General features: G+C 72.0%; 28 protein-coding genes and 1 pseudogene. 14 read left to right on the top strand and 15 right to left on the bottom strand.

The genetic code is table 11. The features are described from left to right. Positions 1–37: 37 nt before the first annotated feature. Positions 38–901, bottom strand: coding sequence for a helix-turn-helix transcriptional regulator (locus AB0G32_RS15150; protein WP_361162639.1), 864 nt, complete (start codon positions 899–901; stop codon positions 38–40). A gap of 132 nt (positions 902–1,033) precedes the next feature. On the opposite strand from AB0G32_RS15150, the gene AB0G32_RS15155 reads away from it, so the two are divergent. Next, entirely contained in the window at positions 1,034–1,939 is a 906-nt protein-coding gene (locus tag AB0G32_RS15155; RefSeq protein WP_361162640.1) for an oxidoreductase, read from the top strand. 49 nt (positions 1,940–1,988) lie between these two features. Here the strand turns inward: AB0G32_RS15155 and AB0G32_RS15160 are convergent, their stop codons facing one another. Further along, positions 1,989–2,915 carry a DUF5829 family protein gene (locus tag AB0G32_RS15160; RefSeq protein ID WP_361162641.1) on the bottom strand — a complete coding sequence of 309 codons (927 nt, stop codon included), beginning with the start codon at positions 2,913–2,915 and terminating at the stop codon, positions 1,989–1,991. Between the two features lie 81 nt (positions 2,916–2,996). Beyond that, positions 2,997–3,893 carry a helix-turn-helix transcriptional regulator gene (locus AB0G32_RS15165; protein WP_361162642.1) on the bottom strand — a complete coding sequence of 299 codons (897 nt, stop codon included), beginning with the start codon at positions 3,891–3,893 and terminating at the stop codon, positions 2,997–2,999. A 158-nt stretch (positions 3,894–4,051) separates the two neighbouring features. Here AB0G32_RS15165 and AB0G32_RS15170 point away from each other — a divergent pair, with 158 nt between their 5' ends. Further along, positions 4,052–5,092, top strand: coding sequence for an NAD(P)-dependent alcohol dehydrogenase (locus AB0G32_RS15170; RefSeq protein WP_361162643.1), 1,041 nt, complete (start codon positions 4,052–4,054; stop codon positions 5,090–5,092). A 107-nt stretch (positions 5,093–5,199) separates the two neighbouring features. Beyond that, positions 5,200–5,712 carry a peptide-methionine (S)-S-oxide reductase MsrA gene (gene msrA, locus AB0G32_RS15175; protein WP_361162644.1) on the top strand — a complete coding sequence of 171 codons (513 nt, stop codon included), beginning with the start codon at positions 5,200–5,202 and terminating at the stop codon, positions 5,710–5,712. 181 nt (positions 5,713–5,893) lie between these two features. Here msrA and AB0G32_RS15180 read toward each other — a convergent pair whose 3' ends face one another. The 3 genes from AB0G32_RS15180 to AB0G32_RS15190 all read right to left on the bottom strand — a co-directional run bounded on the left by AB0G32_RS15180 (position 5,894) and on the right by AB0G32_RS15190 (position 8,851). Continuing rightward, complete coding sequence (locus AB0G32_RS15180; protein WP_361162645.1) at positions 5,894–6,904, bottom strand: MerR family transcriptional regulator; 1,011 nt, start codon at positions 6,902–6,904, stop codon at positions 5,894–5,896. Positions 6,905–6,907: 3 nt separating this feature from the next. After that, complete coding sequence (locus AB0G32_RS15185) at positions 6,908–7,567, bottom strand: HEAT repeat domain-containing protein (protein ID WP_361162646.1); 660 nt, start codon at positions 7,565–7,567, stop codon at positions 6,908–6,910. Between the two features lie 165 nt (positions 7,568–7,732). Beyond that, positions 7,733–8,851, bottom strand: a complete 1,119-nt coding sequence (locus AB0G32_RS15190) for a hypothetical protein (protein ID WP_361162647.1) — start codon at positions 8,849–8,851, stop codon at positions 7,733–7,735. 124 nt (positions 8,852–8,975) lie between these two features. Between AB0G32_RS15190 and AB0G32_RS15195 the strand changes: the two genes are divergently transcribed. Then, the gene (locus AB0G32_RS15195; RefSeq protein ID WP_361162648.1) at positions 8,976–10,130 is read left to right on the top strand and encodes a cystathionine gamma-synthase; all 1,155 of its coding nucleotides are present in this window, start codon (positions 8,976–8,978) and stop codon (positions 10,128–10,130) included. A 9-nt stretch (positions 10,131–10,139) separates the two neighbouring features. Here the strand turns inward: AB0G32_RS15195 and AB0G32_RS15200 are convergent, their stop codons facing one another. The 3 genes from AB0G32_RS15200 to AB0G32_RS15210 all read right to left on the bottom strand — a co-directional run bounded on the left by AB0G32_RS15200 (position 10,140) and on the right by AB0G32_RS15210 (position 11,933). Then, a complete protein-coding gene (locus AB0G32_RS15200) occupies positions 10,140–10,388 on the bottom strand; it encodes a hypothetical protein (RefSeq protein WP_361162649.1) in 249 nt (82 codons plus the stop codon). 361 nt (positions 10,389–10,749) lie between these two features. Beyond that, positions 10,750–11,271: a sigma factor-like helix-turn-helix DNA-binding protein gene (locus tag AB0G32_RS15205; RefSeq protein WP_361162650.1), complete on the bottom strand. Its 522-nt coding sequence runs from the start codon at positions 11,269–11,271 to the stop codon at positions 10,750–10,752. A 140-nt stretch (positions 11,272–11,411) separates the two neighbouring features. After that, positions 11,412–11,933, bottom strand: a complete 522-nt coding sequence (locus tag AB0G32_RS15210) for a MarR family transcriptional regulator (protein ID WP_361162651.1) — start codon at positions 11,931–11,933, stop codon at positions 11,412–11,414. A 145-nt stretch (positions 11,934–12,078) separates the two neighbouring features. Here AB0G32_RS15210 and ilvA point away from each other — a divergent pair, with 145 nt between their 5' ends. From ilvA to AB0G32_RS15230, 4 genes are all read left to right on the top strand, one after another. Continuing rightward, positions 12,079–13,308, top strand: a complete 1,230-nt coding sequence (ilvA, locus tag AB0G32_RS15215; RefSeq protein ID WP_361162652.1) for a threonine ammonia-lyase — start codon at positions 12,079–12,081, stop codon at positions 13,306–13,308. 137 nt (positions 13,309–13,445) lie between these two features. After that, positions 13,446–14,429, top strand: a complete 984-nt coding sequence (locus AB0G32_RS15220; protein ID WP_361162653.1) for an ATP-binding cassette domain-containing protein — start codon at positions 13,446–13,448, stop codon at positions 14,427–14,429. Further along, complete coding sequence (locus AB0G32_RS15225) at positions 14,426–14,629, top strand: integral membrane transport protein (RefSeq protein ID WP_361162654.1); 204 nt, start codon at positions 14,426–14,428, stop codon at positions 14,627–14,629. The genes AB0G32_RS15220 and AB0G32_RS15225 overlap by 4 nt, the downstream gene beginning before the upstream one ends. Next, a complete protein-coding gene (locus AB0G32_RS15230; protein WP_361162655.1) occupies positions 14,626–15,432 on the top strand; it encodes an ABC transporter permease in 807 nt (268 codons plus the stop codon). Before AB0G32_RS15225 ends, AB0G32_RS15230 begins: the two co-directional genes overlap by 4 nt. A 177-nt stretch (positions 15,433–15,609) precedes the next feature. On the opposite strand, the gene AB0G32_RS15235 is transcribed toward AB0G32_RS15230, so the two are convergent. After that, complete coding sequence (locus AB0G32_RS15235) at positions 15,610–16,650, bottom strand: acyl-CoA dehydrogenase family protein (protein WP_361162656.1); 1,041 nt, start codon at positions 16,648–16,650, stop codon at positions 15,610–15,612. A gap of 112 nt (positions 16,651–16,762) precedes the next feature. Here AB0G32_RS15235 and AB0G32_RS15240 point away from each other — a divergent pair, with 112 nt between their 5' ends. The 3 genes and pseudogenes from AB0G32_RS15240 to AB0G32_RS15250 form a co-directional block, all read left to right on the top strand. Next, positions 16,763–17,713: an AraC family transcriptional regulator gene (locus tag AB0G32_RS15240; RefSeq protein ID WP_361162657.1), complete on the top strand. Its 951-nt coding sequence runs from the start codon at positions 16,763–16,765 to the stop codon at positions 17,711–17,713. 108 nt (positions 17,714–17,821) lie between these two features. Further along, a complete protein-coding gene (locus tag AB0G32_RS15245) occupies positions 17,822–17,944 on the top strand; it encodes a hypothetical protein (RefSeq protein WP_361162658.1) in 123 nt (40 codons plus the stop codon). Continuing rightward, positions 17,945–18,150: pseudogene (locus AB0G32_RS15250) on the top strand (ABC transporter permease); the annotation flags it as partial. A gap of 98 nt (positions 18,151–18,248) precedes the next feature. Here the strand turns inward: AB0G32_RS15250 and greA are convergent. Both greA and AB0G32_RS15260 read right to left on the bottom strand, forming a co-directional pair. After that, complete coding sequence (gene greA / locus AB0G32_RS15255) at positions 18,249–18,746, bottom strand: transcription elongation factor GreA (RefSeq protein WP_361162659.1); 498 nt, start codon at positions 18,744–18,746, stop codon at positions 18,249–18,251. 180 nt (positions 18,747–18,926) lie between these two features. Next, on the bottom strand, positions 18,927–19,325 hold the full coding sequence (locus AB0G32_RS15260; RefSeq protein ID WP_361162660.1) for a DUF4307 domain-containing protein: 399 nt from the start codon (positions 19,323–19,325) through the stop codon (positions 18,927–18,929). Between the two features lie 225 nt (positions 19,326–19,550). Between AB0G32_RS15260 and mca the strand changes: the two genes are divergently transcribed. Together mca and AB0G32_RS15270 are read left to right on the top strand one after the other, a co-directional pair. Then, on the top strand, positions 19,551–20,411 hold the full coding sequence (gene mca / locus AB0G32_RS15265) for a mycothiol conjugate amidase Mca (RefSeq protein ID WP_361162891.1): 861 nt from the start codon (positions 19,551–19,553) through the stop codon (positions 20,409–20,411). Next, the gene (locus AB0G32_RS15270; protein WP_361162661.1) at positions 20,404–20,670 is read left to right on the top strand and encodes a hypothetical protein; all 267 of its coding nucleotides are present in this window, start codon (positions 20,404–20,406) and stop codon (positions 20,668–20,670) included. The genes mca and AB0G32_RS15270 overlap by 8 nt, the downstream gene beginning before the upstream one ends. A 100-nt stretch (positions 20,671–20,770) precedes the next feature. On the opposite strand, the gene AB0G32_RS15275 is transcribed toward AB0G32_RS15270, so the two are convergent. Next, positions 20,771–21,298: a cupin domain-containing protein gene (locus AB0G32_RS15275; protein ID WP_361162662.1), complete on the bottom strand. Its 528-nt coding sequence runs from the start codon at positions 21,296–21,298 to the stop codon at positions 20,771–20,773. A 147-nt stretch (positions 21,299–21,445) separates the two neighbouring features. Between AB0G32_RS15275 and AB0G32_RS15280 the strand changes: the two genes are divergently transcribed. Further along, complete coding sequence (locus tag AB0G32_RS15280; protein ID WP_361162663.1) at positions 21,446–22,330, top strand: helix-turn-helix transcriptional regulator; 885 nt, start codon at positions 21,446–21,448, stop codon at positions 22,328–22,330. A gap of 28 nt (positions 22,331–22,358) precedes the next feature. On the opposite strand, the gene AB0G32_RS15285 is transcribed toward AB0G32_RS15280, so the two are convergent. Both AB0G32_RS15285 and AB0G32_RS15290 read right to left on the bottom strand, forming a co-directional pair. Then, the gene (locus AB0G32_RS15285; RefSeq protein ID WP_361162664.1) at positions 22,359–23,348 is read right to left on the bottom strand and encodes a hypothetical protein; all 990 of its coding nucleotides are present in this window, start codon (positions 23,346–23,348) and stop codon (positions 22,359–22,361) included. Beyond that, positions 23,345–24,685, bottom strand: a complete 1,341-nt coding sequence (locus AB0G32_RS15290) for a CHAT domain-containing protein (protein ID WP_361162665.1) — start codon at positions 24,683–24,685, stop codon at positions 23,345–23,347. The genes AB0G32_RS15285 and AB0G32_RS15290 overlap by 4 nt, the downstream gene beginning before the upstream one ends. Positions 24,686–24,691 lie beyond the last annotated feature (6 nt).

Here is a 24,691-nt window from a genome sequence, read left to right on the forward strand (position 1 = left end):
GTCCTCATGGTCACCGCCCCCGCCTGGGCGCCCTTCGTCAACGCGCTCCAAAGGGGCGAGTAGCCCGCAGGGACGCCAAGAGGCGCAGCCGGTCCGCGTCGGGGCTGTCCGGCTCGGCGGTGTAGACGAGCAGGACCGGGCCCGGACCCCCTGGCAAGGGATACGTGTCCCAGTCCAGGACGATGTCGCCGACCTCGGGCACCCGGAAGGTCTTCGTGCCGCTGACCGACGCGCGGACGTCGTGCCGGGCCCACAGGCGCCGGAACTCCGCGCTGCGGATGCTCAGTTCGCCGACGATCGCGGTGGCGCGCGGATGGGTGGGGTCGGTGGCGACGGCGGCCCGCAGCATGCCGATGTAGTCCAGGGCCTGCCGCTCCCAGTCCGGGCAGCTCCGCTCACCGGTCAGCGTGTCGTCGAACATCAGCAGCAGCATGTTGAGCCGCTCGGCCGGGCGGTCGCCCGGACTGCCGAGCAGCGCCTGCGCCATCGGATTCCAGGCGAGCAGGTCGAGGTGCCGGCCGAGCACGACCGCCGGGGTGTCCAGGACTCGCAGCAGCCGCCGGGTGCCGTCCGGCACCGTTTCCGGACCGTGGTCGGCGCGGTCCGGCACGGGCCGGCGGGCGGCGCGGGCGAGGCCGAACAGATGACGCCGCTCCGCGTCGTCCAGGCCGAGCGCGCCGGCCAGCGCGTCCAGGACGTCGTCGGACGGACGTACCTCCCGGCCCTGCTCCATCCGCTGGTAGTAGTCGGTGCTCAGCCCGGCCAGCAGGGCCAGTTCCTCCCGCCGCAGCCCGGTGACCTTGCGCCGGCCGCCCGGCTCCAGGCCGACGTCCTGCGGCCGCAGCCGCCCGCGCCGGGCCCGCAGGAAATCGCCCAGCTCACGGGCGTACGGATGAGTCATGCCGCAAGTGTGCCGCCGGGCCGGGCGCCGAAGGTAGGTGCCGGGGACCTAGGCAACCGGGTACGACGGAACCGGCGCGCGGCGCTCCTAGCGTGGCCGTGCCACGGCACCACCACACCCCAGGAGCAGCGGATGACCGACTGGACCGCCGACCACATCCCCGACCTGCACGGCCGGACCGCCGTAGTGACCGGCGCCAACTCGGGCCTCGGCCTGGTCACCGCGACCGAACTGGCCCGGCACGGGGCGCACGTCGTGCTCGCCGTACGGAACACCGCCGCCGGTCAGGAGGCCGCCCGCCGGATCGGCGGCGACGTCGAGGTGCGGGAACTGGACCTGGCCTCCCTCGCCTCGGTGCGCGCGTTCGCGGCGCGGCTGGCCGCCGACCACCCGGTGCTCGACCTGCTGGTCAACAACGCGGGTGCGGTGCTGCTGGGCCCGCGCCGCACCACCGCCGACGGCTTCGAACTGCACCTCGGCACCAACCTGCTGGGCCACTTCGCGCTGACCGGGCTGCTGCTCGGCCCGCTGGGCGCGGCACCGGCGGCCCGGGTGGTCAGTCTCAGCTCGATCACCCACAAGAGCGCGCACCTCGACTTCGCCGACCTCATGTACGAGCGCAAGTACCGGGCGGCGTCCGCCTACGGCCGTTCCAAGCTCGCCACCACCCTCTTCGGCGTCGAGCTGGACCGCCGCCTGCGCGCCGCCGGATCACCGGTCGTCAGCGTGCTGGCCCACCCGGGTCTCACCCGCACCAATCTGACGCCCCGGGCCTGGGAACACCGTGGCCGGCTCGGGCGGCTGATCGCGCGGGGCGGTCTGCTGGTCACCCAGCCGGTGGAGCGGGGCACGCTGCCGCAGTTGCGCGCGGCGACCGAACCCGGGGTGCGGGGCGGCCGGTTCTTCGGACCGGCCGGGCTCGGGGAGACCCGGGGCCGGGTCACCGACGCCCGGCTCAGCCGGGAGGCGGCCGACCCGGCCGTCGGCGCCCGGCTCTGGACGGCGGCCGAGGAACTGACCGGCGTCACTTACCTCTGAACCCCGCTCGCTTACCTCTGAACCCCGCTCGCTTACCTCTGAACCCCGCTCACTCCGCGCCCCCGAAGGTCCACTCCGCCCGCGCGCCCGGACCGACCACCAGAGCCGAGTCGCCGATCCGCTCCACACGCTGTTCCGGCACCGCGCGGTTGAGGGCGAAGCCGATGTGCCGCAGGCCCGCCCGCTCGCGCGGGACGGCGTCCAGCCGCACCTTGGTCATGCCGTCGTCAGCGACCACGCCGCCGTCCGCCAGCACCCGCACCGCGAACCCGCCCGCCCGCAGCAGTGGAACCGTGTCGGCCAGGTCGCCCTGCGTCACCCCGAGGTGGATGGAGGTCACGTCCCGCATCAGACGGCTCCCGTAGTCGTCGGACAGGTACCGCTCCCGGCCCACGTCCCCCGCCCCGCTCGCCGGCTCCGTGTTGCCGCGCGGGTCGGCGAAGTACTCCGGCCGGTACTCCATCCCCCACGCCCCGAACGCGTCGTACTGCGTGTCGGTGAACACCGCGTCGAACCACGGCACCGGCACCCCGTCCCCGAAGTCCCGGGTCTGCTGGAACAGGACCGGCTCCGCGACCCCGAACGACGGCAGCCGGTCGACGGCCTTCGCCAGATCGCCGGCCCGCTCGGCCGACACCCCCAGCCCGCCGGCGCCCAGGGTGCCGTCGGGCCCGGCGAGGTCACCCACCCCGAACAGTTCGACGTACGTCTCGCGCCCCATCAGGTAGCGCCCGGTCCAGGTCTGCCCGTCCGCCCCGGTCGTGGTCCGCACCTGGAAGTTGGCGAACTCCCGCAGATACGCGGAGTCCTCGATCGCGTCGGCGGTCTCCCGGTCCAGCACCCCGTACGCGTGGTTGAAGTACAGCAGCGGTTCCCCGCCGGACTCGGCGGCCCCCGCCGTCGCACCCGCGCCGGACACCCCCGTGAGCGCCACGGCGAATATCATGATCACTCGTAACATTCCGCGAAGCAGCATGCCCGCGAGGGTAGTTGGGCCCCACCCGCCGCGTCCGGCACTTACACATGCGCTTGCACACGCGCATACGCGCGCGTGCGCTTACGCGTGCGCGGCCGCCTCCGCGCTCCAGCTCGCCAGCAGCCGCAGCGCGTCCGCCGACGCCGAGCCCGGCTCGGCGTGGTACGTGATCAGGGACTGGTCCGCGTCGTCCACCAGGCGGAACGTCTCGAAGGACAGCGTCAGCTCACCGACCACCGGATGCCGCATCCGCTTCAGCCCGTGGCTCTTCTCCTTCACGTCGTGCGCCGCCCACAGCCGCCGGAACGTCTCGCTCTTCACCGACAGCTCCCCGACCAGCGCGGCGAGCTGCGGATCGTCCGGGTGACACCCGGCGTCCATCCGCAGATAGCCGACGATGTCGGACGCCTTCGACTCCCACTCGACGAACAGCTCCCGGTAGTCCGGCCGCAGGAACACCAGCCGGGCCCAGTTCCGCTCCCGGGCCGGCATCCGGTCCCAGTCGCCGAACAGGGCCGAGGCCAGGCCGTTGTAGGCGAGGACGTCGGTGCGCCGCCCGGTGATGTACGCCGGCACCGTGTCGATCGAGTCCAGCAGCTGCCGCAGCGCCGGGCGGACCTGCTGGGCCCGGACCGCCGCCTGCCGGTGCCGCTGCTGCTTCGGCTTCGCCAGATGCGTCAGGTGCGCGCGCTCGGCGTCGGTCAGCCGCAGCGCGCGGGCGATCGCGTCCAGCACCTCCGCCGACACATTCCGCCCGTTGCCCTGTTCGAGGCGGGTGTAGTACGCCACGGACACCCCGGCGAGCTGTGCCAGCTCCTCGCGCCGCAGCCCGGGTACCCGGCGGGCCCGGCCGTACGAGGGCAGCCCGACGTCCGCCGGCTTCAGCCGGGCCCGCCGGGTGCGCAGGAACTCGCTCAGCTCGGCGCGCTGGTCGAGCCCCGGGCCGGCCTCGGGTACGGAATCGGGCGATACGTCCATGCGGTCCAGTATTCCTGGTCGTAGGCACCGGAGCCTGACCCTGCCAGTGGTACGCACGGCGGACGTACGCAAAACCGTGGTCTGGGTGGCCGCCCGTCCGGTCGGCACGCTGGACGGCGTACCCAAGCACCACTACGAGGAATTCCGGAGAACCCGGCATGACCACTGTCGCCGCGTACGCCGCCCCCGCCGCCAAGGCTCCGCTGGAGCGCACCACCATCGAGCGGCGGGACGTCCGTGAGCACGACGTCCTGATCGACATCCAGTACGCCGGAATCTGCCACTCCGACATCCACCAGGCCCGCGAGGGCTGGGGCGAGGCCATCTTCCCGATGGTGCCCGGCCACGAGATCGCCGGTGTCGTCGCCGAGGTCGGCCCCGGTGTCACGAAGTTCAAGGTCGGCGACCGGGTGGGCGTCGGCTGCATGGTCGACTCCTGCCGCGAGTGCGAGAACTGTAAGGCCGGCCAGGAGCAGTACTGCGTGCGCGGCAACATCGGCACGTACAACGCCATCGGCCACGACGGTGAGCCCACCTACGGCGGCTACTCGCAGAAGGTCGTCGTCGACGAGGCGTTCACCGTCCGCGTCCCGGACGGCCTCTCCCTCGACGAGGCCGCCCCGCTGCTGTGCGCCGGCATCACCACGTACTCGCCGCTGAAGCGGTTCGGCGCCGGTCCCGGCAAGAAGGTCGCGGTCATCGGGCTGGGCGGCCTCGGCCACATGGCCGTCAAGATCGCGCACGCGCTCGGCGCCGAGGTGACCGTGCTCTCCCAGTCGCTGCGCAAGAAGGACGACGGCCTCAAGCTGGGCGCCGACCACTACTACGCCACCAGCGACCCGGCGACCTTCACCGAGCTGGCCGGCACCTTCGACCTGATCGTCTCCACGGTCTCGGCGCCGCTCGACTTCGGCGCCTACCTGGGCCTGCTGACGGCGGAGGGCACCCTCGCCAACGTCGGCGCCCCCGAGGAGCCGATCTCCCTCAACCTGTTCTCCCTGATCGGCGGCGGCAAGACGCTGGCCGGTTCGATGATCGGCGGCATCGCCGAGACCCAGGAGATGCTGGACTTCTGCGCCGCGCACGGCATCGGCGCGGAGATCGAGCTGATCGAGGCGAGCCGGATCAACGAGGCGTACGAGCGCGTCCTCGCCAGCGACGTCCGCTACCGCTTCGTGATCGACACGGCGACGATCTGACCCCGGCCGGCCGGCCGCACGGCCCTCCGGAATCGCTCGGTGTCCTCGCGCGTTGACCAGGGTGAACCGAGTCGACCGAGGACAACCGTAGAAATGGGAGGGCCGTGATGGCCGCGCAGACACAGAGGGCCGTACTGGCGGGCGGATGCTTCTGGGGGATGGAGGAGCTGGTCCGACGGCTGCCGGGCGTGACGGCGACCCGGGTCGGCTACACCGGCGGAGACGTGCCGAACGCGACGTACCGCGACCACGGCACGCACGCGGAGGCCATCGAGATCCTCTTCGACCCCGAGCGGACCGACTACCGGGCGATCCTGGAGTTCTTCTTCCAGATCCACGACCCGAGCACGAAGAACCGCCAGGGCAACGACATCGGCATGAGCTACCGCTCGGCGATCTACTACGTGGACGACGAGCAGAAGCGGATCGCCGAGGACACCATCGCGGACGTGGACGCCTCGGGGCTGTGGCCCGGCAAGGTCGTCACCGAGGTGGAGCCGGTCGGCCCGTTCTGGGAGGCCGAGCCCGAGCACCAGGACTACCTCCAGCGGTACCCGAACGGCTACACCTGCCACTTCCCGCGCCCGGGCTGGCGGCTGCCGGCCCGCACCGAGGGCTGACCCTCAGCGGAGCCCTGCCCTCAGCGGGGCTCTGACCCCCAGTGGGGCCCTAACCCCGCGCCGAGGGCTGATTCTCAGCGGGGCTCTGACCCTCAGCGGAGCTCTGCCCCCGCGCCGAGGGCTGCCCCCGCACCGAGGGCTGACCCTCAGCGAGGGCTGACCCTCGGCAGCGCTCTGGCCCTCACCGCGTGTCGGCGTCCCGCAGCCGCAGCAGATACGTCGCGGTGACCGAGACCGCCCGGTCCCGGTCCGCCGACAGCTCCACGAGCGCATCGGACGCCGTCGGCCCAGGGATGTCCGCGAGCGCCTGGGTGAGCCGTACGCGGGCCGGTGCGCCGGTGGTGTCGTGGGCGAGGCGGCCGACGAGCCGGGCGCTGATCCGCTCCGCCGTCGCCGGGTCGCCCGCCAGCACGCTCAGCGCGTCGGCCGCGTCGGTGTCGTTGCGGCCCGCCACGATCATGTCCACGAGGACCGGCACGGCCGCGGCCTCGCCGCGCGTCCCGAGCGCCACCGCCGCCTGGCTGCGAACGGCCGGATCGGGGTGTCCGAGGGCGTCCCGCAGCCGGGCGCCGGCCTCGGCCCCGGGCATCCCGGCCAGGCACCGGACGGCACGTTCGCGCACCGCGGCCACCGGTGAGCCGAGGCCCTCGGCCAGCAGCGCGCCGCTGTCGTGGCCCGAGTGCGCCAGTGCCCACCGCAGGGCACCGGCGACATTGGTGTCCGTCTCGCTCAGCACCGCCTCGACCAGCGCCTCCACCGGCACCAGTGCCTCGTCGACCGAGGCGAGCGCGGCCCGCTGACGCGCGGCGGCACTCTCCGCCCCCAGCCCCCGGAGCACCGCGACGACTTGCAGCACGTCCTCCCACCCGGCCGGCTCGGCGGCCTCGATCCGGCGCAGTCGCGTGAGCAACTCGGTCTCCGCCGCGATGCGTTCCCGGGTCTGCCGGACGAGGTCGTCGACCAGCGTCGACGGCGCGAAACCGGGGTCGTCGAGCGCACGCCCGATCTCCCGCAGCGACAGCCCCAGCGACCGCAGGCTCTCGATGTGGAAGATCCGCCGGATGTCCGCACCGGAGTACTCGCGGTAACCCGAGCCCGTACGCCCCGAGGGCCGCAGCAGCCCCAGCGACTCGTAGTGCCGGAGCATGCGCGCGCTGACCCCGGAGCGCCGCGCCACCTCACCGATCAGCATCCGTCAGCCGTCTCCCCCGAGGGCCACGATCCGCTTCGCCTCCTCGACCGCCGCCTCGAACCCGGCGTCCGGGTCCCGCAGCAGCCGCTCGGTGGCGAGCGCGTGCGCCCGTACCTCCGGATCGGGGCCGGCGCCCGCCTCCCGCAGTACCGGCACGACCACCTCACCCAGCGCCGCCAGCGCCCGGCTGAGACTCAGCCGGGTCTCCCGCCCACCGCGCCCGAGCCGCGTCGCCAGCACCGCCGCCAGCTCCGGCTCCCTGCCCTCCGGCACCAGCAGCACCGCGGCCCGCCAGGCACTGCGCGCCACCTCCTCGTCGGCGTCGGTCAGCACCTCGCGGGTGATCGCCGGCCACGCCCGCCGGTCCCCGATCTTGGACAGCGTGTGCAGCGCCTGACTCCGCGCCCGGGCCCGCTCCGAACCCACCTCCCGGACCAGCGCGGGCAGCGTCAGGGCCACCGGGTGCCGGGTGAGCGCCCAGGTCAGCATGTCGCGGACGAAGAACTCGTCCTCGACGGCGCAGCGCTCGACGAGCGCGCCGACGTACCGCGCGTCCGGCGCCGTACCGACCGCCAGCGCGGCCCGCAGCCGTACGGCGGCACGGCCGTCCGCCAGGGACCGAAGCGCCTCCGGCACCTCCGAGTCCGGTCCGGTCACGGTCATGGGACCCCCTTCTCGGCCTTCCCGGCCTCCTCGACAAGCAGTGAGGGCAGTGAAGACCTTGTCACCGTGTCAAGGTCAAAGGGGCGCCTGGCCCGGCTCACACGGGCCGGACATTTAGCACCGCCGGACGTTCAGCGTGGCCGGACGTTCAGCGTGGCCGGAGGCTCAGTGCGGCAGCGTGGCCGGACTCCCTCCGTTCGCCTCGTATCCGGCCACCGCCAGCGCCCGGTAGACCGCGAACTCCGCCGCCGGGTCGGCGGACAGGGTCCAGGGCAGGGCGCCGACATGGCCGTCTATGTGCACCAGCTGGTTCATCGCCTCGGCCCAGCGCTCGCCGCGGACCAGGAAGAACAGCAGCAGATGGCGGACGTGCGCCGGCATCGGGTCGTCGGGCCGGGCCGAGTGCACCGCGTGCAGCGCGCCGTGCACCGCCTTGCTGACGACCTCGCTCTGATAGAAACCGCTGACCAGGTTGACCTCGGGCAGATGCTCGAACACCGCGAACAGCGGCATCGCGGCCAGCAGCGAACCCCGGGGCGCCCGCGCCGCCGCGGCCTCCGCGAACGAGTACGCCAGCTCCCGCGAGCCGTGCCACTTCTCGCACCAGTAGTGCAGCGCCGCCAGGTGCGCGCCCATGTGCGCCGGGGCGCGGTCCAGGATTCTAAGCCAGAGCTGCTCGAACTCCGCGCGCTCGTAGGCCAGGCCGCGAGCCACCGACAGCTCGACGATGTACGGGACCGGGTCGCCGGGCGCGAGCAGCGCCGCGTCACCGCACGCCGCCCTCGCCTCCTCCATGATGATCCGGAACTCGTCCGTACCGGGCGTCGACGTCCGCCACGCCTGCTGCACCAGGAACTCCGCGTGCACCGCGGCACCGCCGGCGTCCTTCGGCTGCTCCGCCCGCCACACCCGCAGCCACTGACCGCCCGGCGTCTCACCGACCCCGCCCGGCCGCTGCTGCGACTCCAGCGCCGCGGCGCCCGCGAACGCCTGCACGCGCTGCCAGCGCCGCTCGCCGTCCGCCTCCGTCCCGGCCAGGAGCTGCTGCGCCGCGCGGTAGTCCTGGGTGCGCTGCACCAGGTCGAGGACGTCCAGCAGGTCCTGGTCGGGGCCGGGCATCCGGATGTCCAGCTCCTCCTCCAGGGCGAAGCCGTAGTGCGCGGGGTCCGCCGCGTCCGGATGCCCCGGCGGCACCTGCCCGATCATGCCGCGCCTGCGCCGGAAGACGGGGAGCAGCACAAAGCCGATCATGACCAGTGCCAGCAGGACCCAGAGAATCTCCATGCCACAAGCGAACCAGACCGCGCCGACAATTGGCCAACCTGTCCCGGCGCCTGTGGAAAACCCCGCCGCCGACGGCTCCCCGCGACGCCCTCGCCGAGCCCCGCGGCGCACTACGCTCGGGCCCATGAGCGACAGGCATTTCAGTCAGCACTTCGAGACCCTCGCGATCCACGCGGGCAACACCGCCGACCCCCTGACGGGCGCGGTCGTGCCGCCGATCTACCAGGTGTCGACCTACAAGCAGGACGGCGTCGGCGGCCTGCGCGGCGGCTACGAGTACAGCCGCAGCGCCAACCCGACCCGGACCGCGCTGGAGGAGAACCTCGCCGCTCTGGAGGGCGGCCGCCGCGGCCTGGCCTTCGCCTCCGGTCTGGCCGCCGAGGACTGCCTGCTGCGTACCCTGCTGCGCCCCGGCGACCACGTGGTCATCCCCAACGACGCGTACGGCGGCACCTTCCGGCTCTTCGCCAAGGTCGCCACCCGCTGGGGGGTCGAGTGGTCGGTGGCCGACTCCGCCGACCCGGCCGCCGTACGGGCCGCGCTCACCCCGAAGACCAGGGCCGTCTGGGTGGAGACGCCCTCCAACCCGCTGCTCGGCATCACCGACATCGCCGCCGTCGCCCAGGTGGCCCGGGAGGCCGGGGCCCGGCTGGTCGTCGACAACACCTTCGCCACCCCCTACCTCCAGCAGCCGCTGGCCCTCGGCGCGGACGTCGTCGTGCACTCCCTCACCAAGTACATGGGCGGCCACTCCGACGTCGTCGGCGGCGCGCTGATCGTCAGCGACCCGGAGCTGGGCGAGGAACTGGCGTTCCACCAGAACGCGATGGGCGCGGTCGCCGGGCCCTTCGACTCCTGGCTGGTGCTGCGCGGCACCAAGACCCTCGCGGTGCGCATGGACCGGCACAGCGAGAACGCCGGCAAGGTCGCCGACCTGCTCACCCGGCACGCGCGCGTGACGCACGTCCTGTACCCGGGCCTGCCCGACCACCCCGGGCACGAGACGGCCGCCAAGCAGATGCGGGCGTTCGGCGGGATGGTCTCCTTCCGGGTGGCGGGCGGCGAGGAGGCGGCCGTCGAGGTCTGCGACCGCGCGAAGGTGTTCACGCTGGGCGAGTCCCTCGGCGGCGTCGAGTCGCTGATCGAGCACCCCGGACGGATGACGCACGCCTCGGCGGCCGGTTCCGCCCTGGAGGTGCCGTCCGACCTGGTCCGCCTCTCGGTCGGCATCGAGAACGCCGACGACCTGCTGGAGGACCTCCAGCAGGCCCTGGGCTGACCGGTCCGGTCACCACCCCGTCAGCGGCGGCGTCGTCTCGGACGGCGGCTCCACCCACGGCTGGACGGTCAGCGCCCAGAGAGCGAAGGCCACGGCGGCGGCGAGGAGCAGCAGCCACAGCAGACGGCGGGCGGCGGCCCTGCGACGCAGCAGACGGCCGCCGCGCCGGACGGCCTCGGCGTACAGCCCGGGCGGCACCCGGGGCGCCGACCGCTCCATGACCCGCCGCACCGCCGCCTCCCGCTCCGCGCGGTTCACGCCAGCCGCCCCGCGCCGCCGGCCCGCCCGCCGGGGGCGCGTCGGCGGCGTGAGCGCCTTCCGGCACGGCTGCCGGGGCCGGGGCGCCTCTGTTCGCGTCCGGCGCGCCTGCTGGGGGCGTGCCGTACGCGCGCGTGCCGCACGTCGTGGTCTCGCGTGCCTGTTCCGGGGCCGCCGCGGGGGCCCCCGCCGGTGCCGGGCCGGGTCGGCCGTCTCCGCTCGCCCCCGGCGCGCCCGCCGGGAGCACGCCGCACTCGCGCCCACCTCACGATGCCGCCTCCGCACGCGCCCGCCGCGCCGCCCCTGACGCCGGTGCTCTCCGCGCCCCCCGGCATCATCGCTGCCCTTGACGCCCCCGGCATCACCGCTGCCCCCGGCGCGCCCCCGATGTCCCAGGCGCTCCCGGCACCTCCCGTGCCCCCCGCGCCGGCGCGTGCAGCAACGTCGCCGTTGCCCGGTCGCACACCGTGCGGATCCGTTCCCGCTCCAGGCCGAGCAGGGCCGCGGCCTGCTCCTCGGCGACGCCCTCGTACAGCCGCAGAACCAGCACCAGGCGCTCCCGCGGACCCAGCCCGGCCAGCGGACCGGCCGGCCGCCCGCGGCCGCGTCCGGGGCCTCGGCGGCGGTGCCGGACCTCGCGGGCGAACCGGGTGGCGAGGTACTGGCGGGCGCGGTCGTAGGGGTCCTCGCCGCGCAGGCGGTCCCAGCAGACGTAGGTGTGCGCCAGGGAGCGGGTCAGCAGACGCCGCGCGTGCGGATTGTCGTCCGGCGCCTCGGCCGTGAGCAGGGTGGCGGCATGCAGCAGCCGCCCCGCCGCGCCCGCGACGAACGCCTCGAACTCCCGGGCCCGGCGGACATCCCGCGCCGCATGCCGTTCGCGCACCGCGCCTCCCACGTACGGGCGACCCCGCCGGTCTCATCTGAGGACAGCGGCGGTCCACCGGTCAAGGGGCCGGGAACACTTCGGCACGCGCGCGTACCGCCGGGCGGGGCCGCGAGCGACTTCGCCGGTGCGTACGGGGCTCAGGAGACCGGCGGGGTCTCCGTTCCCGCCGCCCCCTGGGAGGTACGGGCGGACAGCGCGCCGTTGAAGCGGGTGAGGAGCGCGCAGAACGCCTCGCGCTCCTCCGGCGCCCAGTCCTGGGTCAGCTCGGCCATCAGCTGGCGGCGGGAGGAGCGCACCTCCTCCAGCCGCGACACCCCGCGCGGGGACAACTGGAGCACGACCGCGCGGCCGTCCTCGGGGTGCGAGGTGCGCTTGACGAGTCCGGTGTCGACGAGCGGGGCGACCTGCCGGGTGACCGTGGAGGAGTCGATCCCCATGCTCGAGGCGAGCGCCTTGACGCCCATCGGACCCTCTTTGTCGAGGCGGTTGAGCAGCAGATACGCGGCGCGGTCCATGGTGTTGCGGACCTGCCCGACACCGCCGAGCCGGGTCTGTTCGGCACGGCGGGCGAACACCGCCACTTCGTGCTGCAACGTGTCGAGAAGACCGGGGTCACCGGCGGTCGTCATGTCCATCGACATTTCAGGTGTTGTGGGCATGGCCGGGGGCTCACTTCGTGAAGGGCTGCTGGGTTGGGGGACAGGGTACGCGGACTGGGCGCAGGGCGTACCGGCGCTGCGCAAAGCCGGTCTCGGACGTTGGGCCCGAAGACGTGCGCCGGCCGCGAACTGCGATGCTGGTGTCATGAGCTACAGCACGGCTGGCCTCTCGCGGACCGTCACCCTCGACGACGTGCGCGGGGCCCAGAAGATGCTCTCGGGCGTCGCGCGGACCACCGCCATGGAGGGCAGCAGGCACCTGTCCCAGCTGGTCGGCGCCCCGGTGCACCTCAAGTGCGAGAACCTCCAGCGGACCGGCTCCTTCAAGCTGCGCGGCGCCTACGTGCGGATCGCCGGCCTGCTGCCCGAGGAGCGGGCCGCCGGCGTGGTCGCCGCGAGCGCCGGCAACCACGCGCAGGGCGTGGCGCTCGCCTCGTCGCTGCTGGGCGTGACCTCGACCGTGTTCATGCCGAAGGGCGCCCCGCTGCCCAAGATCAGCGCCACCCAGGAGTACGGCGCCGAGGTGCGGCTGCACGGCCAGGTGGTCGACGAGACGCTGGCCGCCGCCCAGGAGTACGCGCGGCAGACGGGCGCGGTGTTCATCCACCCCTTCGACCACCCGGACGTCATCGCCGGCCAGGGCACGGTCGGCCTGGAGATCCTGGAACAGTGCCCCGAGGTCCGCACGATCGTGGTCGGCGTCGGCGGCGGCGGACTGGCGGCCGGGATCGCGGTCGCGGTGAAGGAGCTGCGGCCCGAGGTGCGGGTGGTCGGCGTGCAGGCCGAGGGCGCGGCGGCGTACCCGCCGTCGCTGGCGGCCGGGCGTCCGGTCGCCCTCGCCCACCCCGCCACGATGGCCGACGGCATCCGGGTGGGGCGGCCCGGCGACGTGCCGTTCCGGATCGTCGGCGACCTGGTCGACGAGGTCCGTACGGTCACCGAGGACCAGTTGTCGGCGGCGCTGCTGCTGTGCCTGGAACGGGCCAAACTGGTGGTGGAGCCGGCCGGTGCGAGCCCGGTGGCGGCGCTGCTGGCCGAGCCGGGGTCGTTCGAGGGCCCGGTCGTGGCGGTGCTGTCCGGGGGCAACGTCGACCCGGTGCTGATGCAGGGCGTGCTGCGGCACGGCATGGCCGCGCAGGGCCGCTACCTGGCGGTCCGGTTGCGGCTGCCGGACCGGCCGGGCGCCCTCGCCACGCTGCTCGGGGCATTGTCAGTGGTCGACGCTAACGTCCTGGATGTGAGCCACGTGCGGACCGATCCGCGGCTGGGCCTCACGGAGGCGGAGGTCGAACTGCACCTGGAGACGAAGGGCCCCGAGCACTGCGTGGAGGTCGGCCGCGCCCTGCGCGACGCGGGCTACACCGTCATGGGGTAGCGACGGGGGGCGCCCGGCGCCGCTCAGCACCACCTTGTCACTCGTTCGAGCAAGTCCGTTGTAAGACGCGATACATCGCGTTAGTGTGAGCGCGAAGACAGGCCATCCGAAGAATCCCCGACGACGTGGAGACTGATATGCCTGGCGCCATCTATGCCGAGGGCCTGGTGAAGACCTTCGGCACGGTAAGGGCTCTGGACGGCGTCGACCTCGATGTCCCCGAGGGCACCGTCCTGGGCCTGCTCGGGCCGAACGGCGCGGGCAAGACCACCGCCGTCCGCTGCCTGACCACCCTGCTGCGCCCCGACAGCGGCCGCGCGGTCGTGGCCGGCCTCGACGTACTGAAACAACCCGACGCGGTACGCCGGTCCATCGGCCTGTCCGGCCAGTTCGCGGCGGTCGACGAATACCTGACCGGCCGGGAGAACCTCCAGATGGTCGGCCGGCTCTACCAGATGCGGGCCAAGGCGGCGAAGCGGCGGGCGGCCGAGCTGCTGGAGCAGTTCCACCTCGCCGACGCCGCCGACCGCACCGCCAAGACCTACTCCGGCGGCATGCGCCGCAGGCTCGACCTCGCCGCCGCCCTCGTCGTCTCGCCGCCCGTGATGTTCATGGATGAGCCGACCACCGGCCTCGACCCCCGCAACCGCCAGCAACTGTGGGAGGTCATCAAGCAACTGGTGTCCGGCGGGACGACGCTGCTGCTCACCACCCAGTACCTGGAGGAGGCCGACCACCTGGCCCACGACATCGCGGTGGTCGACCACGGCCGGGTGATCGCCCAGGGCACCTCCGACCAGCTCAAGGCCCGCACCGGCGGCGAGCGCGTCGAGGTGGTGGTGCACGACCGCGAGCACATCCCGGCCGCCTCGGAGGTACTGCGCGGCTTCGGCAAGGGCGACACCACCGTCGAGGAGCACATGCGCAAGCTCACCGTCCCGGTCACCGGCGGCGCGAAGCTGCTCTCCGAGATCATCCGGGAGCTGGACACCCGCGGCATGGAGATCGACGACATCGCCCTGCGCCGCCCCACCCTCGACGACGTCTTCCTCTCCCTCACCGGCCACACGGCCGAGGAGGAGGAAAACGGCCAGGAGACCGAGAAGGAGGCCGCCAAGTGAGCGCCCGCACCCACACCGTCCGCATCGAGCCGCCTCGCAGCCGCGCCGTCCAGTCCGTCAAGGACTCCCTGGTCGTCGCCCGCCGCAACCTGATCCGGATGACCCGCATCCCCAATCTCGTTCGCTCGGTTGGATCTCGTTTCCACTCGTCCGGTTCCCTCGACCGGCGTCCGAGCGCAGGGAAGGGGTGCCCCGCATGAGCATGGTCGCCGACTCGCTGGTCATCGCCCGCAGGAACCTGATCCGCATGACCAGGATTCCCGAGATGCTCCTTTTCGGCGTGATCCAGCCGATTATGTTCGTCGTCCTGTTCACCTACGTCTTCGGCGGCTCGATGAGCGTCGGTGGAACCACTGACCCGGACGTCTACACGGACTTCTTGATGGCCGGCATCTTCGCGCAGACCGTCACCTTCGCCACCGCCGGATCGGCCGCCGGCATCGCGGACGACATGCAGAAGGGCCTCGTCGACCGCTTCCGCTCCCTGCCAATGGCGCGCGGTGCCGTGCTGACCGGCCGGACCGTCGCGGACCTGGTGCAGACGTGCATCACCATGCTCGTCCTCGCGATCGTGGCGCTGATGGTGGGCTGGCGCACGGGCTCGGCCGAGCCGACCAACGCCGCGAAGATCCTGGGCGCCTTCGGTCTGCTCCTCCTGCTCGGCTACGCCTTCACCTGGATCGGCGCCCTGATCGGCTTGTCCGTCCGCACCCCGGAGGCGGCGACCTCGGGCGGTATCATCTGGCTGTTTCCGGTCACGTTCATCTCGAACGCGTTCGTCGACTCCAGCCAGATGACCCCCTGGCTGCGGCACATCGCTGATTGGAACCCATTCAGCGCGACCGTGCAGGCGGCGCGAGACCTCTTCGGAAACCCGGGCGTCGTGCAGTCCGACGCATGGCCCATGCAGCACCCCGTCTGGGCCTCGTTCATCTGGTCCGTCCTCATCATCACGGTCTTCCGGACCCTTGCGGTACGCAAGTACCGCGCGACTGACGGGTAAGGCGCTCGTCCGCCACTTGATCGGTACTGATCGTTTCAGTATGACCAGAAGCGCCTGCCGGCTCGGCGTGATGCGACGCCATCGGGTACCGATCCTCCGGACATCGGCACGGCAGACGCGGACATCAAGCCCCGCTGACATCCTCGACGCCGCACCACCTGCCGTGCACGACCTCCGTCAGGAGATCAGCGCGGTGCCCAGGTTCTCGGTGGTGAGGTAGGTGCTGAACGCGGGATGGCGGCTGCCCACCGCGACGTCGCGCCAGTAGCGCTGAAGGGAGTTGGTCTCGCGGAAACCGCTGGCGCCATGCAGGTCGAGCATGAGTTCCACCGCGTCCCGGCAATCCTTCGCGGCGCCGGCCATGCTCGCACGCAGGTGGGCGCGGTCGAGGTCGGTGAGATCGTCCCGCGTGCTGTCCTGGGCGATGGCGAGCGCGGTCCTGCCTGCCCGGTCGACCAGTGACGAGGCGTCGGCCAGCCAGTGCCGGGCGCCGGGTGAGTCGCCCATGCTCGTGTAGCTCGTCATGAAGGGTTTGCGGTCGGACCGGAACATGTCCCGCACGGCGTCCAGCGCGCCCTGCGCCGCGCCCACGATCGGGGCCAGCAGACACAGTCCGAAGAACAACTGCTCCTGCGGCTGGGGCGGGCCGCTGCGCGCGACGCGGTGCGCGGGTACCAGCAGTCCGTCGGCGACGAGCCGTTGGCTGCCCGTGCCGCGCATGCCCGCCATGTGCCAGTTCCGCTCGATGGCCAGGTCCACGAGGGGGACAACCGCGAGGTGATAGCCCCCGTCGACCATCAGGGACAGGTTCGCCCATTCCGCGGACTCGCAGCCGGAGACGTTGTCCCATTGGCCCGTGACGCGTACGCCGCCCGCCTCGGGGACTCCGCGGCCCGTGGGGAGTCCGGAGCCGCAGGCGAGCGCCCCTGGGTCGGCGAAGAACTCCCCGCGGACCCGGGCGTCGTGGCGCAGGGCCACCATGGTCTTGGCCGTAGCACAGGTACCGGCGATCCACGCGGCCGACGGACACACCCGGCCCAGCTCGGTCAGCCGGCGGGTGACCGTCGGTGCGTCGCACCACTGTCCGCCGTACTCGATCGGTGTGCGCAAGGCCAGTGCCCCGCTGCCCCGCAGAGCGGCGACACCTGCCGCCGTCAGGCGGCTGTGCCGTTCGGTGTCTGCCGCGTCGGCCAGCAGGACCTTTTCGTACTCACTCACCGGGGGGTTGTTCATCATGCGTAAAGTCAATTCTCGCGGCAGCCGCACGGCCATACTGCGATGACGCGCAGGCATACGATTCGGTGCGGGGACCGGCTGTTAGCCTCGGCGCGTGGATTTCCTCAGCGAGGCGATCGGCAGCATCCGGACCGGCCGGTCCTACGCCCGCCGAGTCAGCGAGACGGGTTCCTGGGGCATGCGGTACGACGAGTTCACCGGCAGTGGCTTCCACGTCGTGCTGCGGGGCCGGGGCTGGCTCGTCACGGAGGAGGCGCCGCCGCGCGCTCTGCGCCCGGGTGATGTCGTACTCGTCGCCGCCGGCGCGAGGCACGGACTGAGTCACGCGCCGTGCGCGCTGCGCGAACTGCCGCCCGCGAGTACGGACGTGCCGCCCCCGCCCTCGGGGCCCGCCGACTTCGAGTTCCTCTGTGGTGCGTACCACCTGCGGCGCGGCAGGGCGCACGACTACTTGGCCACGCTGCCGGGCCTCGTCGTCACGTCACCGGAGAAGGGCGCCTCCTGGACGACGTCACTGGCCGAGTTGCTTGTCGCCGACCTGTCCGCACCGGGACCCGGTGCGGACGCGAGCCGCTCGGCACTGGTGGACCTGCTGCTGGTGCACGTGGTACGCCAGTGGCTGCGGGACAACGGGACGGCCGGCGGCCCGTACGTCAACGACCCGGTGATCACTTCCGCGTTGCGGCACATCCATGGCGCACCGTACGAAACCTGGCGGGTCTCCGAGCTGAGCGCCGCCGTCGGCATGTCGCGCACCGCCTTCACCCGTCACTTCACCAGGGTGCTCGGCAAGCCGCCCCGGGACTACCTGACCGAGGTGCGGCTGGCCCGGGCGGCGAGGCTGCTCCGCGAGAGCGACGCGCCGTTGGCGGTCATCGCACGCGAGCTCGGATATTCGACCGAGTTTGCCTTCGGCGCTGCTTTTCGCCGGGAGTACGGAATTTCCCCGGGCCGCTTCCGGGACGCCCCGGACACCGGCCCGTCGGCCGGTGGTGGCACGAACGGTGACGTGCTTGCCACGGCCGATGCCGCCCGGAGCGGCTGACGGGTCACGCCAGGACGGCCGAGGCGAGGATCACTGGCCGGCGCCCGAGGCGGTCCGAGAGCCGGCCGACGATCAGCGCGACGGTGAGGGCCGACGGGGAGAAGGGGGGTGCCTCGGCACAAGGGTCTGGCCGACCCGCTCAGCAGCTTCGCGCGGACCGTCACCCTCGCCGCGGCCGGCGCGGACGCGGGCATGGCCGACAACATGCACACGCCATCTCCGACGGACTGACTGATCTGGCTGTTCCCGGTCACCTTCGTCTCCAACGCGTTCGTGGATTCCAGGCCGGCCGCGAGCTGTTCGGCAACCCCGGGGTGTCGACCTCCGGTGCCTGGCCCATGCGGCACCCGGCGTGGGCCTCGCTGATCCACTCGGTGCTGATCATCCTGATATTGAGGACGCCGGCGGTCCGCAAGTACCGCTCGGCGACCGCGTGACCGCACCGCCGGCGCCCGCATGACGAAGCCCCGGCGGCCCGCTGGAAGCGGACGCCGGGGCCGGTCACGGACAACGGAGATCGGGGATCAGGCAGAGATCAGCCGTTGTACGGCTCGGCCTTGAGGATCTTCACGGAGGCCTTCTTGCCGTTCGGCAGCTCGTACTCCGCGTCGTCGCCGACCTTGTGACCGTTCACGCCGGAGCCCAGCGGGGACTGCGGCGAGTAGGTCTCGATGTCGGAGCTCGCGTACTCGCGGGAGGCGAGCAGGAACGTCAGGGTGTCGTCCTCGTCGCCGTCGAACGCGATCGTGACGACCATGCCGGGCGCCACGGCGCCGTTCGCCGCGGGCGCCTCACCCACCTTGGCGGTCTCCAGGAGCTGGGTCAGCTGGCGGACACGGAGCTCCTGCTTGCCCTGCTCCTCCTTCGCCGCGTGGTACCCGCCGTTCTCGCGCAGGTCCCCCTCCTCACGCGCCGCGGCGATCTTGGCAGAGATCTCCGTGCGCGCAGGACCAGTAAGGTAGTCAAGCTCTTCCTTGAGCTTGTTGTACGCCTCCTGGGTCAGCCAGGTGACGTTCTCGCTGGTCTGGGTCACAGGGTGCTCCTCGTCGGTACTGGGAATACAAAGCATCGCCCTACCCAGGAACATGTTCCTCTACGGAAGGGCGAAACCACGAGCCTAACAATTGACGGGCCAAAGGGGGAGGACATAAGCCGTCAGTGTCACGTCGGCGCAGGTCAGCGGCGACGGAATCGTTCGACGGCCTGGGGCCGGTCAGTCCGCGTGACAGCCGAGCAGCTCGGCCGTGGAGCCCCGGGCGCTGGTGCGCAGGGTGACGACCTTGTCGAAGCGGGTCTGCTCGCCCTCGAACCGGAAGTCGGCCCGGCCGACCTCGGCGCCGTCCTCCGACTGGGACCGCACGGTGCAGTAGCCGCTGACGCCGGCGTCCTTGCGGACCTCGAGGTGGATCTTGACCGACTTCTCGCCGGTCTCGAAGGTGATCACCTCGCCGCTGATCTCGCTCTGCGCCACGTAGTGGTAGCCGAACCAGCCGATCAGCGCGAGCAGGGCGATGCCGAGAACGGTGCCGACGACCTTGAGAGTGCGGTCGGCCTGAGCGTCCGAGGAGCGGCCGTACCGGCTCTCGGGCGGGCGCGTGGTCGCCGTACTCATGATCGTCCTCTCGGCAGGAGCGGAGCGGAAGCCCCGGCAGGGCCTCCGGAGCCGGGCCCCGGAATTATTCGCCCCCCGATTCGGTCACTATAGAAGCCGCCCGCCCGTCACCCGACCACCGCCCCTCGAGGACGACCGTCGCGGGGCGGCACAGATGGATCGCGCCTTCCGACACCGGGGCGCCGACTAACCGAGGATCGAGTCTTGACTGACCAGTTGCGACTGATGGCCGTCCACGCCCACCCCGACGACGAGTCGAGCAAGGGCGCGGCCACCATGGCGAAGTACGTGTCCGAGGGAGTGGACGTGCTCGTGGTGACCTGCACGGGAGGGGAACGCGGCTCCATCCTCAACCCGAAGCTCCAGGGCGACCCGTACATCGAGGAGAACATTCACGAGGTACGCAGGAAGGAGATGGACGAGGCCCGCGAGATCCTGGGCGTCAAGCAGGAGTGGCTCGGCTTCGTCGACTCGGGGCTGCCCGAGGGCGACCCGCTGCCGCCGCTGCCGGAGGGCTGCTTCGCCCTGGAGGACGTCGACAAGGCGGCCGGCGAGCTGGTGCGCAAGATCCGCGCCTTCCGTCCCCAGGTGATCACCACCTACGACGAGAACGGCGGCTACCCGCACCCCGACCACATCATGACCCACAAGATCACGATGGTGGCGTTCGAGGGGGCGACGGACACCGAGAAGTACCCGGAGAGCGAGTACGGACCGGCGTACCAGCCGCTGAAGGTGTACTACAACCAGGGCTTCAACCGGCAGCGCACCGAGGCGCTGCACCACGCGATGCTCCAGCGCGGCCTGGAGTCGCCCTACGGGGAGTGGCTCAAGCGCTGGAACGAGATGGAGCGGGTGGAGCGCACGCTCACCACGCACGTGCCGTGCGCCGATTTCTTCGAGATCCGCGACAAGGCGCTGATCGCGCACGCCACCCAGATCGATCCCGACGGCGGCTGGTTCCGGATCCCGATGGATCTCCAGAAGGAGGTCTGGCCCACCGAGGAGTACGAGCTCGCGAAGTCGCTCGTGGACACTTCCCTCCCCGAGGACGACCTCTTCGCGGGCATCCGGGAGAATGCCTGACATGAGCGCAAGCGCAAGCCTGGCAATGGCACACCTCGTCACCCTCGCCGAGGTGGACGAGGACAAGGTCACCCCCGGTGTCCTCGGCTTCATCGTCTTCGCGGTGCTGGCCGTGGCGGTGTGGTTCCTGATGAAGTCGATGAACCGGCACATGGGCAAGGTCGACTTCGCCGAGGGCGAGAACACCGAGGCCGGTGCGCCGACCGGCGGTGACGCCGGCGCGCGCACACCCGGAAGCGGGGACCGAAGTGGCGATTAGGTAGCGGTACCCACGGCGCCTTGTCGGTGATCTCCACGAGGACGCTGGTGCAGTCGGTGCCCTGGGCGATGACGGTGGCGGAGCCGTCTCGCCCGTACCGCTAGGCGAAGTCGGCGTGATCGATACCGATGATGACGGCCGCACAGACCGCTGGTACGTCGCCGTTATTGATCCACCGGTGCTTCGTTCCGTTCTGGATGATCGTGTCGCCTGCTTTCAGGGTCTTGCGGGCGCCGTCGTCGAGTTCGAGGGTGAGCTCTCCGGACAAGACCACCATGAGGTCGATGCTGGCCGTCTTGTGCATCCCGCCGCCCTCGGGGAAATTACCGTCGAAGCCGTGACGCATTCGCCGTCGCGGGGTGAATGTGCCCGGTGCCGGCTCCGGCAACGGGTCTGCGCCATTCGGTGCCAGCGTGACCACTACATAGCGAAATCCGCCGGTCCTCGGGAAGTACTCGTCCTCGCAGACCGGCTCCGAACCGGCGTCAGGGAAGCGCACGCCTTTGTGGTCGCCGCCCCAAATCTGGTAAATGGGGCCACCGCCCCCGTCGTGCTCGAGTTCCACGTCGCTGGCAAAAACAGCCTTGCCCTCCGCGTCATGGCCAGTGGCTACTCGCCTTATCGTCATGTTGGGCTCCCTGATGCGTCGAGGTGTGGAGTGGACCGCTGGTGGTCCATCGAATGAGACTCGTATGCGTGCGCGGGTGGGAGCTACTGCTCTTCCGGGTAACGGCAGTACCTCCCAGCACACCGCCACGCGACCTAGGGTGGCGATGTGACCGACAGCGAGCGGCGTGAGCAGGCCGGTGCGGTGCGGGAGTTTCTCAGTTCCCGTCGCGCCCGCATTACGCCCCAGCAGGCAGGACTCCCCGTTTTCGGTGTCAAACGGCGAGTGACCGGGTTGCGCCGGGAGGAGGTGGCGCTGCTCGCCGGGATGAGCGTCGACTACTACATCCGCCTTGAGCGCGGGAACCTGAGCGGTGCCTCGGACTCGGTGCTGGACGCCTTGTCCCACGCACTTCAGCTGGACGATGCCGAGCGGTCCTACCTCTACGGCCTGGCCCGCTCGGCCACCGCGTCCGGGCGCCGGCCACCCGCCGCGACCGGGCGGATCCGACCGGTGGTCCAGCGGATGCTCGACGCGATGACCGGCCTGCCGGCCTACATCCGCAACGGGCGGTTCGACATCCTCGCCGCCAACTCTCTCGGCCAGGCCCTGTATGCCCCGGTCTACGATTCCCCGTTGTTCGCGCAGCGCGGTCCGGTCAATACCGCGCGATTCCTGTTCCTCGATCCTGGTTCCGCCGATTTCTGGCCCGAGTGGGAGAAGGCCGCCAACGACTCGGTGGCCTTCCTGCGCACCGAGACCGGCCACTCGCCGAAAGACAAGGGCCTGACGGACCTGATCGGAGAGCTCTCCACGAAGAGCGACGAGTTCGCCCGGCGTTGGGCCAGGCACGACGTGAAGTTCCAGTACTCCGGCGTGAAGCGACTCCACCACCCGCTGGTCGGGAACCTGGCGCTGCCCTACGAAGCCCTTGATCTGCCCGCTGACCCCGGGCTCCGCATCACCATCTACTCGCCCGAGCCCGACTCACCCGGACGCCAGGCACTCGATCTCCTGGCCAGCTGGACCAGCTCGACCGCACGCGAGCGCTGACCGTCGCCACGCCGCCAACCGGCGACGGTCACCGGGAGTGTTCGGCCAGGGACAGCAGCAGGTGGGCCGACTCCGGTCGGAGATGGTCGGAGTGGGCCCCCGCGAACCCGTTGCCGTGCACGAACACGTCGCTCGCGTCCACGCTGACGAAGCGGTGGTCGAGGATGGCGAGGGGGTAGGGCTCGCCCGGCGGCAGCATGCGGATCGCGGACACCGGCGCGGGCGCCGGGCCGATGCCCGCGTGGCCGATGCCCGCCGTCTTCTCGGCCCGCAGATGCCAGAACCCGGTGGCCCGGTCGTGCTGCGAGTAGGTGGCCACGACCGGGCCGCGCAACGGGGCCTCGCCGAGCGCGGTGAAGGTGGTCGTGAAGGCGTCGCGGGGCGCCGCCATCTGCAACAGCAGCATCGAGTCGACGGTGAACGGCCGGCCCGCCGGTTCCGGGGTGCTCCAGCCCAGCGTGAGCGGTTCGTCCGCCGCCCACTGCACGGCCTCGCACAGGAACCGGCAGCCGAAGGAGTGCCCGACCAGATGCAGGTACTGGCCGTCGCGGTTGGCCAGGACGGGCGGTGCGGCCGGGTCCGCCCGGTGGAGGTCCAGCTGGCCGAGCAGCCGGCCGATGACCTTGGCCGCGTGTCCCTCCGTGCTCATGGCGTGCGCCCGGTCCCGGATACGGCGGTAGCCGCCGAAGGAGAACAGCGACCGGGACGGCCAGCGGACCAGCACCGTCCACGGCCGCCACGGCTTCAGCCGCGGATAGTCCCCGGCGGCGTACCGCGCGGCCGTCAGAGCCAGCAGCCGGCCCACCGCGTCGAGCGCGGACTCCGGGCCGGTCTGCCAGCCGTGGACGTAGACGATCAGGTCCGTGGCCCAGTCGGGCGGCGCCAGTTCCTCGGCGAAGTGGTCCGCCAGCCGGTCGGCGGGGACCGGCCGGGGACCCGCGGCGGTGTCCTCCAGCAGCCAGCCGTCGGCAGCCAGGTCGACGACGCGAACGCTGTGGTCGAGGACGTGCTCGGTCATACGGTGATCTCCTGGCCGGCGCCGGTTCCGCCGGCGGTGTCGGTGACGGCCCGCTCCAGCCTGCTGTCCATGCCGTGGTGCAGGGCGTAGGCGAGGCCGAGCGGATTGCCCAGCTCGTCGGTGAAGTGCCGGGTCACGGCATGCGCGACCGCGCCGGCCGTCGCCGTACCGCGCAGATAGCGGGTGACGAACTCCAGGGCGTACTCGGCGGCGAACGCCTGCGGCATCTCGATCCCCGGGCCGAGCACACCGCGGGCACCGGCCCGGATCAGTTCCCGGCCCAGGAACGCCACGTCGCCGCCGCCTTCGGGAATCCCCGCGTGGCAGGCGTTGAGCACGACGAACGGCTGGAACGGACTGTCGTGGGAGAAGCGGCGTCGCCGGTCCCGGACGGTCTGGGCGTCGATCGGCACCTGGTCGGTCAGCCGCACGGCCAGGCCGGCGGGCTGGGCGCCGTTGGCGACGAAGTGACCGTGGCACCAGAAGTACATCAGGTGCTCGTCGAGGGAGGCGTCCGCGAGCGCCCGTACGAACTCGGCGCGCGTGGTGCGCTCCACGAAGCGGGTGTCCTTGGCCAGCACCGCGGCGACCTCGGCGGCCCGGGTCCGGCCCCGGCGGTCGACCCGCAGGTCGTGGTTGAGGCTGACCGACGGCACCACGGGCGGCTCGCGCCGGCCGTCCAGCCACGGGTAGGCGCCGCCGGTCTGCTCGATCTGGTGGCGGTGGCCCAGGAAGCGCGGGAAGAGAGTGCCGGGGTCGCCGTCCTCGCCGGGCGGCGGCAGGTCGTCGAGCGGCAGGCAGACCATCGGCCAGGGAACGTACAGCTCCGAGTCGAAGCGGACCCGCAGCCCCTCCCGGCCGTCCAGCGCCTGGGCCAGGTGGGCGCCGAAGCGCCGGACCCGGGGATCTTCCCCGCCGAGCAGCGTGCCGAACAGCAACTCCGACCCGGCCAGCGCCAGTTCGTGCAGCAGGCCGTACAGCTCGCCCGGCGGCCGGGACCGCAGGTCGACCAGAGAGGCGTACGGCTGTTCGGGCCCGGTCGGGAGCGGGCGGCCGTCGGGGGCGAGCGCCCGGAAGTCGATCAGCAGGTCCTTCCAGTGCCGGCACAGCCGCGCGGCGGCCGCGCGTATCTCCTCGGGGCGCACGGCCAGGTCCACCCGGTGCTCGGTTCCGTACTGGTACGGCACGGCGGGCCCGTACAGCCGGGCGCGTATCCGGCCGTCGGCCAGGGCGTCGAGGCTGACGGTGATGTCGGGGCCCTCGGCCAGGTCGTCCGGGAGCCGGGTGAAGCCGTCGCTGGGGTCCTGCACGATCCGTACCCGCAGTTCGGTGCTCATGCGCCG

The organism is Streptomyces sp. NPDC023723, assembly GCF_040639815.1.
GTDB lineage: Bacteria > Actinomycetota > Actinomycetes > Streptomycetales > Streptomycetaceae > Streptomyces.